6 protein-coding genes and 2 pseudogenes are annotated in these 9,837 nt (G+C 47.0%); 1 reads left to right on the forward strand and 7 read right to left on the reverse strand.

Annotation, left to right across the window (positions count from 1 at the left end; genetic code table 11):
- Positions 1-93: 93 nt before the first annotated feature.
- Positions 94-2,427 carry an IMS domain-containing protein gene (locus RLO19_RS30265; protein ID WP_446361383.1) on the forward strand — a complete coding sequence of 778 codons (2,334 nt, stop codon included), beginning with the start codon at positions 94-96 and terminating at the stop codon, positions 2,425-2,427.
- Positions 2,428-2,465: 38 nt separating this feature from the next.
- On the opposite strand, the gene RLO19_RS30270 is transcribed toward RLO19_RS30265, so the two are convergent.
- The 7 genes and pseudogenes from RLO19_RS30270 to RLO19_RS30300 all read right to left on the reverse strand — a co-directional run.
- On the reverse strand, positions 2,466-4,196 hold the full coding sequence (locus RLO19_RS30270; protein ID WP_446361385.1) for an iron uptake porin: 1,731 nt from the start codon (positions 4,194-4,196) through the stop codon (positions 2,466-2,468).
- 185 nt (positions 4,197-4,381) lie between these two features.
- On the reverse strand, positions 4,382-6,187 hold the full coding sequence (locus RLO19_RS30275; RefSeq protein WP_446361387.1) for an iron uptake porin: 1,806 nt from the start codon (positions 6,185-6,187) through the stop codon (positions 4,382-4,384).
- 593 nt (positions 6,188-6,780) lie between these two features.
- On the reverse strand, positions 6,781-7,449 hold the full coding sequence (gene phoU / locus RLO19_RS30280; RefSeq protein ID WP_446361389.1) for a phosphate signaling complex protein PhoU: 669 nt from the start codon (positions 7,447-7,449) through the stop codon (positions 6,781-6,783).
- A 35-nt stretch (positions 7,450-7,484) separates the two neighbouring features.
- Positions 7,485-7,985, reverse strand: coding sequence for a glycosyl hydrolase family 65 protein (locus RLO19_RS30285; protein ID WP_446361391.1), 501 nt, complete (start codon positions 7,983-7,985; stop codon positions 7,485-7,487).
- Positions 7,981-8,046: pseudogene (locus tag RLO19_RS30290) on the reverse strand (RNA-guided endonuclease InsQ/TnpB family protein); the annotation flags it as partial. The pseudogene RLO19_RS30290 and the gene RLO19_RS30285, both read right to left, overlap by 5 nt.
- 30 nt (positions 8,047-8,076) lie before the next feature.
- Positions 8,077-9,369 carry a sensor histidine kinase gene (locus RLO19_RS30295; RefSeq protein WP_446361393.1) on the reverse strand — a complete coding sequence of 431 codons (1,293 nt, stop codon included), beginning with the start codon at positions 9,367-9,369 and terminating at the stop codon, positions 8,077-8,079.
- Positions 9,370-9,594: 225 nt separating this feature from the next.
- Positions 9,595-9,837 (reverse strand): annotated as a pseudogene (locus tag RLO19_RS30300) (hypothetical protein); the annotation flags it as partial.

Raw genomic sequence — 9,837 nt, forward strand, 5'->3', positions numbered from 1 at the left:
GATGGGCGAGTATTGCTAGAATGACTACTACGGTGGGGATGCTATGAGTTACCATACATGAATTCAGTTGTTGCAGCGCTGGGGAAGTGAAACGTGCGAATTCCGCTCGATTACTACCGAATATTAGGACTGCCGATCCAGGCGACATCGGAACAGCTTCAAGTAGCCTATCGCGATCGCACTCTCCAACTTCCGCGTCGGGAATATTCGGAAGTGGCGATCGCATCTCGCAAAGAGTTGCTGGATGAGGCGTATGGGGTTTTGTCTGACCCGGAACAGCGCTCAACTTATGATGCCAGCTTTCTGGAGAAAACCTACCACCCCGAACCTAGCCCCTCTGTAGACCGAGAATCAATCGTCTCTGGGACTCAAACAACAGCCACGGATAGGATTGATCCAAATAATCCCAGTCTAGATATCACCAAGGAACAATTTGTTGGCGCTTTGCTGATTCTGCAAGAACTTGGGGAATATGAACTCGTCTTACAGTTAGGACATCCCTATTTGCAAAGTCGTGACAGCATCAGTTTGGATAAAGGTCACTTAGGAGACCCGCAACTGGTGCGACCTGATATTATCCTGACTTTGGCGTTAGCTTGTTTGGAACTGGGTCGGGAACAATGGCAGCAAGGTCGGTACGAGAATGCTGCCTTGTCTCTAGAAACAGGTCAAGAATTACTTCTGAGTGAAGGATTATTTCCCACAGTGCGGGGCGAAATTCAAGCCGATCTCTACAAGCTGTGTCCTTACCGCATTCTGGAATTATTGGCATTGCCCGATGAAAATATTGCCGAACGGCGTAAGGGTTTACAACTGTTGCAAGATATGCTAAAGGAGCGGCAAGGAATTGACGGCAGTGGGGATGACCAGTCGGGACTGAGTATTGATGACTTTTTGCGCTTTATTCAGCAGTTACGGGGGTATCTAACGGCGGCTCAGCAGCAAACCCTATTTGAGGCAGAAGCCCGCCGCCCTTCAGCCGTCGCCACCTATCTGGCGGTTTATGCTTTGATTGCCAGGGGATTTGCCCAGCGCCAACCGGCTTTAATCGCCCGGGCGAAACAAATGCTCATGCGTTTGGGTCGGCGTCAGGATGTGCATCTCGAACAAGCCGTTTGTGCGCTGCTACTGGGTCAAACGGAAGAAGCCAGTCACGCTTTAGAACTGAGTCATGAATACGAACCTCTAGCATTTATTCGGGAACAGTCTCAAGGCGCTCCTGATTTGTTACCAGGATTATGCCTGTATGGAGAACGATGGCTGCAAAATTCCGTATTTCCCCATTTCCGAGACTTGGCAGAACAAACAGCCTCGTTGAAAGATTATTTTGCCGATGAGCAGGTACAAGCCTATTTAGAGCAGCTACCGGAATCGACGCCAACTGCTAATAATGAATGGTCAGTGACGGCTCAGAAAAAAGCCTACACCACAGCAGCATCCGCAGGTCGGAGTAACGGTCATTCCCGCGATCGCGAACCGGCAATCGTTGGCTCATACAGCACTAGAGAGCGGGATCTGGCATCTCAAACCGGGAGTTTGGGAACAGGGAGCCGCACCTCGGTATCGGGTGTCTCGACGTTACCCACAAGCCCACGGGTTGCTTCCCCAACAAGTCGGGTTGGGGAATCGGCGACTCAAGCCATCAATGCTTCTGGGGATTCATCAGCAAACGCGGCGCTCAAGTCACCCCATTCAGGGCGTCCATCCAAAGTCCGCTCAGAAGCAGAAGCCACTCGAGTGCGTCCTGCGTCTGGGATATCCACTCCGTCTGCTGAAGGACATCTGGATCAATCCCCTCCAGGACGCCTGCAACAATTACCTGAGCGCCGCAAGGCGACTCAAAAAAACCGACGCTCTATTTTGCTGGTTATTGCCGGATTAGTGGGTGTGGGATTATTAGGGTGGTTGGTAATCGCTTTGATCCAAAACATCCGCCAAAGTTTCTCAGCGCCAGCCTTAGAAGGCGAACAGCCCATGGTAGAACTTGCCCAACCTCCTATTCCTATCCCCGAACCCGGTAGCCAGTTGATGGCACCAGGCGGTCCTTTGACCCAAGATACAGCACAGCAAGTGATTCAAACCTGGCTTTCGACGAAATCTCAAGCGTTTGGGTCAGATTATCAAATTGATCGATTAAATCAAATTCTAGCCGATCCGGTTTTATCTGTTTGGCGGCGACGGGCGCAAACCAATCAGCAACGGAATATTTATGCTCAGTACAATCACCAGGTTAAAGTAACATCCGTGCAAACAAATCCGGCTAATTCTGACCAAGCCAAGGTACAAGCGGCGGTCAAAGAAGAAGCCCGCTTCTATCAAGACGGTGAGATTACTCAGGGACTCTCATACAATGAAAATTTGCAGGTTCAGTATGAGTTGGTGCGTCAGGACGGTCAATGGTTTATTAAAGATATGGCGGTAAGGTAGGTGTAGAGACGTTGCATGCAACGTCTCTACACCTACGATTAGAAACTAAAGGTTGTGCGGATTGTGCCTACCCAAATATTATCATTTCCATCATCATGATTGGGATTTAAAATCACATAAGCTCCTGGTGTAATCAGGATATTATCCGTAATTGGATATTGATACTGCGCCTCAATTAAGAAAGATGTATCTTCATCCTCATCACCACCATCAACATTAGTCAGTTTAGGTGGCATTCCTCCCATAATCGAAAGTGCTGCACCCTCTTTACCTAAGTCCAGAAACGACACGTTTGCCACCCAAGTCCATAAATCAGCATTATCCCCTTCTCTGGCACCCGCTTCAGCTTCCGCATCAATATAACCGCCCCAACCGGCGAGATTAATCGTCGGTGTAAGTCGCAAACTTCCTTGGATGCCAAAGCGTAAAGCTGAAGTAGCGATTTCGCCGAATGGTTCTTTTGCCCGTAGACTACCTGTGCTACCAGAAAGGTTGACATCTTCACCGGGATAGTAGGAATAGCCAAAAGCAAACCCTAAATCTAATTTTTCTCCCAGCGCCAGATTCAATTGAGAAATGGCGGTGAAGTCTCCATTAAACAGCCCATCCTTATCTGCCGGACTGTTACTTTCACCCGTCAAATAAGCGAGATCTAAACTCAGGAAATCACTAAACTGAATATTAGCACCCACACCTTGCTCAGCGTTATTGCGGAATACAAAAGGATTGCGGCGATTAAACCGATTTAAAGCACCTGTGCCACTACTTTCGAGAATAGGGTTGTGGATTTCTGCGATGTCATTGAAATCAAAGCCATTAGCACCTACAAATAGCCGGATATTATCGCCTACTGGGAAACGATAGTATAAATCATTGACAATGACATTGTTATTCTCAGCGGATTCAAACCCTTGACGAGCCATCTCCGTTCCTGTCGCCACATCAAATTCCGGGGTATTGCCCGATTCCAAGCGCACTCTCAGACGATCTTCCCCCATGAAGCTGGTGTCAAAGTTTAAACGAGTCCGGTGACTAAAGGTGATATTGTCATCAACATCTTCGCCGCTATTATCAGCCTTTTCATCACCAAAGGCACTAGCCAGGTTGAGAATAACTTCCCCTCGCAGCTTGGTGGTGGTAGAGAACTGATTATCTTCCAAGAACGCCACGCGCCCTTCTAGATTATCAACTCGTGCGCCTAGGGTTGCCAATTCGGCTTCAAATTCCTGAATTAACCGCCGCAGGGTTTCTAATTCTGTACCATCAGGAGTATCCCCAACCATTAACCGCTCAATTTGCTGTAAACAAGAATTCAAACCAGCGGCAAATTCATAACGGGTTAAGGCGCGATTACCCCGATAGGTGCCATCTGGATACCCAGCAATACAACCATAGCGCTCCACTAAGCTACGCAGTGCTTCATAAGCCCAATCCCCTGGAGAAACATCTCGCAGTTGACCCACGCTAGTTACTTGGTCAAGGGATTCGGTGTTATTTTCACCACTGTAGCGTTGGATTTGTTCTAATAGTTCACGATTAGAATCAGCCGTCGTGTTAGTCGGACTCAAGCCAGGGCTGACATCGGAAGCGATTTGTAGAGAATCAATCTCTACTGACATTTCAGATAACTGGTTATTGAGTTTAACGGTTGATTCGCTAGTGGCTGTTTGGTTAGGAACCGCCGCATAAGCGTTACCAGTGGCAAACAAAGATAGTCCGAGTAGGACGGGACTGATTTTCAGCGTTTTCCAGACTAAAGTTGATTTCATCAAATTTTTCTCCTTACACCGAATTACCTTAGATAATCTGCAATAGTGTTCGCGGTTAGACTATACACGATTAGGACAACTATTGAAAATTAATTGTATTAATAAACGGTAAAATTAATCCGGGTACAGCAATGCTGTACCCCAAGGCTAAATCATGCAACTTGTCAACGACAGTTGCAACCTGCTTAGAAAGTAAAAGTCGTGCGGATAGTGCCTACCCAAATCTCATCATTTGCATCGTTATGTTCTGGGTTAAAAATGACAAAAGCGCCAGGAGTGATGGCAATATTGTCCGTCAATTTATAGCGATAGAAGGCTTCGAGGTGATAGGAGGTGTCGTTGTTTTCACGACCAGCAATATCGTTATCGGTCACCTTAGGTGGCATACCGAATAAGACACCTAGCTTGTTCCCCTCACCGCCTAAGTCTAGCAAAGCCAAGTTAACCGCCCAGTTCCAAATATTGGCATCAAATCCTTGAGTGGCTTCTGCTTCAGCCTCTTGATAACCGGCCCAACCACCAACAGAAAACCTGCCAAATGTTACATTCGCTTGTAGTCCGTAGGAATCGACTGAGGTGGCCAGACCATCAAATGGATCAGAGGCAAAGACACTGCCCGTACTGTTTGTAACGTTCACCTGACCGCCATTGTAGAAGGAGTGCAGATAGGTTGCTGCTAAGGAGATATTCCCAGTCGGATTGAAGACAACCTGACCTAAAGCAGAATAATTGCCGTCAAATAGACCATTCTTCTCAGCAGGATCACTGCCACCACCATCAACAATATAACCTGCTGACACAGATAAGGCGTCGCTTACGTTAAACGTTGCGGTTATTCCTGGACCATCAGTCTCAGAGCGGTAAATTGGGTTGAAGCGCCCAAAGCGGGAGATAGAACCACTGCCACTACTGTCAAAGTAGGGGTTGACTACATCGATAATTGTATCCTGGTACTCAGCTCCGGTGGCGTCAATTTGAACTAGGAATTTTTCGCCGATGGGGAAGCGATACCACAGCTCATCGATTTCAACATCGTTATCGTTATCACCATCAAAGCTTAAGCGGGTCATGTTTGTCCCGGTTAAACCTCTGTTAAATGACGCGATATTTGCTGCTTCTAAACGAGTTCTCAGTCTGTCTCTTCCCGTAAAGCTGGTTTCAAAGTTCAGACGTACCCGATCGCCTAAGATGACATTGGTATCATCATCACCACCACCAATACGATCGCCGAAGGTATCAGCCAGGGCAAAGATGATTTCCCCTCTCAACTGAGTCGTCGTCGAGAACTGGTTGTCTTCCAAGAACGCCACGCGCCCTTCCAGGTTATCCACCCGCGCACCTAGGGTTGCCAATTCCGCTTCAAACTCCTGAATTAACCGCCGCAGGGTTTCTAAATCAGGAGCATCAGCACCATCATCAATTAACCGCTCAATTTGCTGTAAACAGGCATTCAAACCAGCGGCAAATTCGTAACGAGTTAAGGCGCGATTGCCCCGATAGGTGCCATCTGGATACCCAGCAATACAACCATAGCGTTCTACTAAACTACGCAGCGCTTCATACGCCCAATCCCCCGGTGAAACGTCCCGCAATTGACCCACGCTGGTTACTTGGTCAAGAGACTCATTCCCTTCATTGCCATAGCGCTGGATTTGCTGCAAAAGTTCCTGATTCGAGTTAACAGAGGTATCTCCAGCCGCCGGAACGGGTTCAGGGAAGGTACTATCTGCCAGTTTAAAGGTGGGACTAACGGTTACGGCGGGTTGAGGCGTATCCGTTGCTGGGATAGGATCAGAGAGCGTTTCATCATCATTCAACGTGGGACTGATGGAGGCTCTCAGTTCAGCGTCTAAATTTAGGGTAGCTGTAGACAGACCTGTAGTCGTCGGATGGGAATTTGACTCAGCCGCTGATGTACCGCTAGCAACGAATAAAGAGGCAACCAGCAGGACTGGGCTTGCCTTTAACGCTTTCCAGAAGAGGTTAGACATAATCATTCACAATCCTCACACCTAATTCAATCCAAAACTGTAAAGCAATTGGGCTGAATGAGCAATAGCATTTTGGCTTTTACTCAACCTATCACTAAATTTACTAATTAACTTTTACCATTTTTGGGAGCTATAAGAGATAAATTTTAAACCAAAAGCACTTTTATGGATACCTATAAAATATTAGAATTATTTATCTAACTTACTACTTGTAGAGAACCCTTCATGAAGAGTCCCCTACTGATGGATAGAGTTGCTGCGTAAGTCTTGAGATGAAGGAGTTTTGATACCAAGTCTGATAGCAGCTTGATTGTCTTGAGCAGGGAGAAAAAGAAAGGGCGAGAGTTGTTCCGTTATCGGTGAGGCAGGGCGGGTTTTGTTGTTCCGTTATCGGTGAGGCAGGGCGGGTTTTGTTGTTCCGTTATCGGTGAGGCAGGGCGGGTTTTGTTGTTCCGTTATTAGTAAAAAGCTAGCGCTAGTTCCTAAACCCGCCCCTACAGTTCCTAAACCCGCCCCTACAGTTCCTAAACCCGCCCCTACAGTTCCTAAACCTGCCCCTACAATCTTCTGCCCTCTGCCTTATGCTTTCTTCTCTAAGAACGATGACCTGTAACAATATAGGTGACTCGTTGACCGATGTTGGTCGCATGGTCAGCCATACGCTCGATATGACGAATTGTCAATACTAATAGTAAAATTGGCTCGACCACGCCTTTAATATCCCGCTGATAGGCTAAGGTTTGATAAAGCTTATCGTAGGCATTATCGACTTTATCATCCAATACTTTAACCGCTTGTCCTGCCGTCGCATCCAAATCCGCTAAAGATGCCAAACTCGTTGCCAGCATAGCTTGGGCATGGTGGGACATTTCTTCAATCTGGGACATACAAGGATGAGGCGGGTAAGCAAATAACTTTACCGAAATCTCCGTTAAATCTTCAGCATAATCACCAATACGTTCCAAATCCCGGATTAGCTGCATAAACGCACTAACCAGGCGGAGATCTTGTGCCACTGGCGATTGAAGTGTAAGCAGAGAGGCACATTCTATTTCAATGTGACGGTAATAGCGATCAATTTGTTTTTCAATCGAGGTAATTGCCTCGATCGCCTCCAGATTTTGGTAAAATAGAGCCTGATGACCAAGGCGGAATGAATTTTCCACTAAAGCGCCCATCCGCAGAACATTCTGCTCTAGGCGGTTAAGACAGCGCTTAAAGTGATTGCGATCGCAATGGCGGTTTGTAGAAGATAGACTCACCTCATTTGCCCTAAGACGAATAATTGTGTCTACTACTATTGATAGCAGATCAAGGTTAAATTGTAGTAAAGTAATCTGCTGGCAAGGTGGGAGAAGTGTGGAGTGTTGAGTGTTGACCCTTGGCTGCGCTCAAGGAAACTTGGTTTTGAGTTAACTTCCTTGTCTTCCTTGCACCTGTACTCCCCAAGCAGGGCGGGTTTAGTCAAGTTATTGGTTTCTTGGCTAACGTTATCGGTAAAACCCGCCCAGTGTCCTCGATAGCACAATCGCAGACGAATATCAGATAGTTCCTTGGGCAGGAACGGATTCAACCACAATACCTGATCGCGAATGTCCAACCCGGTATAACACCGTTGCATCAGATCCACCGTTCCCGCCATCGCCCCTAAGTGGATGCCTTCAGGCGTTGTACCTCCCTGAATGTCATCAATGTCGCTATGGAGAGCCTCTGTAAAGAAAGTCCAAGCTTTTTCGCGGTCAGATCTGGACAATACCCAGGAATGCACCATACGGCTAAGTGCGGAATGTGGGATCAAATGTTACCTTGACTCGCTTAACTACGTCCTGAAGGACTTGAGAATATATCTCTGAATACCATCTGAGTTTGAAGAAAGAGTGAACAAATTACTAATTATAAGGCAGTTGAATCTGTAACCAAGCACCCCCGGTTTCTGGATGATTTTTAGCGTTGACAGTACCACCGTGAGCCTGAACGATTTGCTGGACAATTGCCAAACCCAAACCACTACCACTGCTGCGACCCAATGTGGTTAAGTTCTCAGAATTTGGTTGCCGATATCGCGATGCATCTCCTCGATAGAGTCGCTCAAAGACGCGGGGTAAGTCATTGCCAGAAAAACCAGCGCCTTCGTCAATAATATCGATTTGCATCAGCGCTTTTTCAGTTGAATCAGGAGTTATTTGGTTCTTCACTTCAACTCGAATTGACCCTTGAGGTGGACTATGTTTAATACTATTATCTAATACATTCAAAAAAACCTGAGTGAGTCGAGACTCATCAGCTTTAATGGGTAAAGTATCGGGTCCACTATAGGCAAGATGCAGGTGTTTTTGCTCTGCCAAAGGTTCCAATCGCTGCCAAGCGGACTGAATTAAAGACTTTAGGTCAAGGGATTTATAGGTGAGACTCTGATTCGGATCGCGTTCTAGATGACTAAGTTCCAGCCAATTTTGAATCAGATCGATCAACCGATTAATTTCTTGCAGGAGTTGATCAACCCAGCGTCTTTCTGGAGGGTTAACCCGTCCTTGTAAGGCTTCTGCGACTAAGCGAATGGATGTGAGAGGAGTTCTCAATTCGTGGGCTAAATCAGACACCCACTGATTTCGAGATTCCGAGAGTTCAATCAGAGGTTGTCGATTTTCCAAAAATACACCAACTTGTCCCTTCGCAAGGGGCCAAGCATAAGCCCGCAACATGAGCGATCGCACCTCGCTCATCGCTGCACCATCCATACAGGCGGGATGAAATACCCACTCTTGGCTGATCGATTGTTGCTGTTTACGAGTTTTCTCGATTAACTGATCCAGTTCGTAGGATCGCACTACCTCTAGAAGTAAGCGAATCTGTCCAGGTTCCCAGCGGTCAATTTGCAATAACCGACGCGCCTGCTGATTACACCAAATTAAGTGATTGTCTTCGTCTACTTGTAAATACCCGACGGGCGCGACTTGAAATAGGGATTGAATGGCGTTGAGTTGGTCTTCTAAGACAAGGCGCTGCTGATTAGCTTGGGCAATGGCTCCCCGTAAACGAGACTCTAAAGAAAACGAGTTACTAGTCGAATCGACTGGCAACAACTCTAAGGTTTGCTTGAGCTGCCGTTTGGTGCGGTGTTGTAGCCATAAGCCAACCCCAATTCCTAGAGCTAGACCCAAGAGAAATGTCAAGAGGGTCATGGGTGTGATCAATAAGAATGTTGCCGAGCGATGGTTTATATATTGTAACCTTTCGACAGGGCGATGTAGATACTCCTTGATTGTTACGGGGTGAACTAAATCTGTGCAAATCTATGCAGACAAGCTAGAAGTGTCTCATATTGCTGGTTTCATCCGTTGATGGTTGTCGTTAGGGACGTCTCTGGAAGCAAGGCACTTCTCCCACCCACCGGAGCTTAACCGTACCTAGCACCCCGCTAGGTGATACTCCGCTTCAAGTCGTAACGCTTGTGCTCTAAACTTAAGGTTGAGCCAACCCAAGTTTAGAGCAACAGATACAGACTTTCCCATCGAAGCTAAGTATCGAACCGTCCGCACCAGTAAAATGGTGCGGACTTCTGCATATTTCAGAAAGCGAGTAATCTCGCTATCAGAGCCGCGATGCAGAATGTTCAATGCAGCGTTTTTGTCTGCTTGAATTACGTCCCC

The organism is Coleofasciculus sp. G2-EDA-02, from assembly GCF_040226375.1.
Taxonomy (GTDB): Bacteria; Cyanobacteriota; Cyanobacteriia; order Cyanobacteriales; family Coleofasciculaceae; genus Coleofasciculus.

Excerpts from the sequence above, each read along its gene's own strand:
- RLO19_RS30270 (WP_446361385.1), bottom strand. The coding sequence starts at position 4,196 with ATGAAATCAACTTTAGTCTGGAAAACGCTGAAAATCAGTCCCGTCCTA.
- RLO19_RS30275 (WP_446361387.1), bottom strand. The coding sequence starts at position 6,187 with ATGTCTAACCTCTTCTGGAAAGCGTTAAAGGCAAGCCCAGTCCTGCTG.
- RLO19_RS30295 (WP_446361393.1), bottom strand. The coding sequence starts at position 9,369 with ATGACCCTCTTGACATTTCTCTTGGGTCTAGCTCTAGGAATTGGGGTT.